Raw genomic sequence first — 712 nt, 5'->3', positions numbered from 1 at the left:
GGGCCGGCGGGCGCGGGGCAGCCGGACGGGCGGCCTGCGCCGGTGAGGGGGCGGCCGGCCTGGCGGGCGCGGCCTTGCGCGGGGCGGGCTTGCCGCCGCCGTTGCCCTGCTGCAGGGCGTCAGTCAGTTTGCGTACAACGGGCGCCTCGATCGTCGAGGACGCCGAACGGACAAATTCACCGAGTTCTTGGAGCTTGGCCATGACGACCTTGCTCTCAACCCCGAACTCCTTGGCGAGTTCGTATACCCGGACCTTAGCCACTTCGCTCCTTTTAGGTCCGGGTTGTGTCCGGACCGTCGCTACTTCATGGGCGTACTCATCGCGTACTCATCGAGTGCTCATCGCAATCTCGACCTACTTCCGACTCGCGAGGTACCAGGGCCGCACGGGGTTCCGTACGACACGTCTTACGGTGTTGCCTTCTCAGCAACGGTCTTCTCGACGGCTTGGCGCAACACCTTTGTGTCGAGCGGTCCCGGGGCGCGCAGCGCCCGTGGGAACGCCCGGCGGCGTACCGCCAGGTCGAGACAGACCAGGGCGGGGTGCACATACGCACCCCGGCCGGGCAGCGTACCGCGAAGATCGGGGACGCAAGCGCCCTCGATCGCCACGATCCGCAGCAGATCGATCTTGGCCGCTCGCTCCCGACACCCCACACACGTGCGTTCAGGGCATGCCCGGGCTTGCGTCCGGCCAGATACGCTCAAGTCT

General features: G+C 67.4%; 2 protein-coding genes. Both read right to left on the bottom strand.

Annotated features, from left to right (window positions below):
- Positions 1–262 (bottom strand): translation initiation factor IF-2 N-terminal domain-containing protein (locus FE633_RS39765; RefSeq protein ID WP_138050038.1); only part of this gene is annotated, 262 nt, incomplete at its 3' end.
- A 146-nt stretch (positions 263–408) separates the two neighbouring features.
- Positions 409–657 carry a YlxR family protein gene (locus tag FE633_RS39760; protein WP_240436923.1) on the bottom strand — a complete coding sequence of 83 codons (249 nt, stop codon included), beginning with the start codon at positions 655–657 and terminating at the stop codon, positions 409–411.
- Between the last annotated feature and the right edge of the window lie 55 nt (positions 658–712).

This window comes from Streptomyces montanus (assembly GCF_005786655.1).
Classification (GTDB): Bacteria; Actinomycetota; Actinomycetes; order Streptomycetales; family Streptomycetaceae; genus Streptomyces; species Streptomyces sporangiiformans.
The sequence above is the reverse complement of the archived record's forward strand: the minus strand, read 5'-3'. Positions and strand labels throughout refer to the sequence as shown.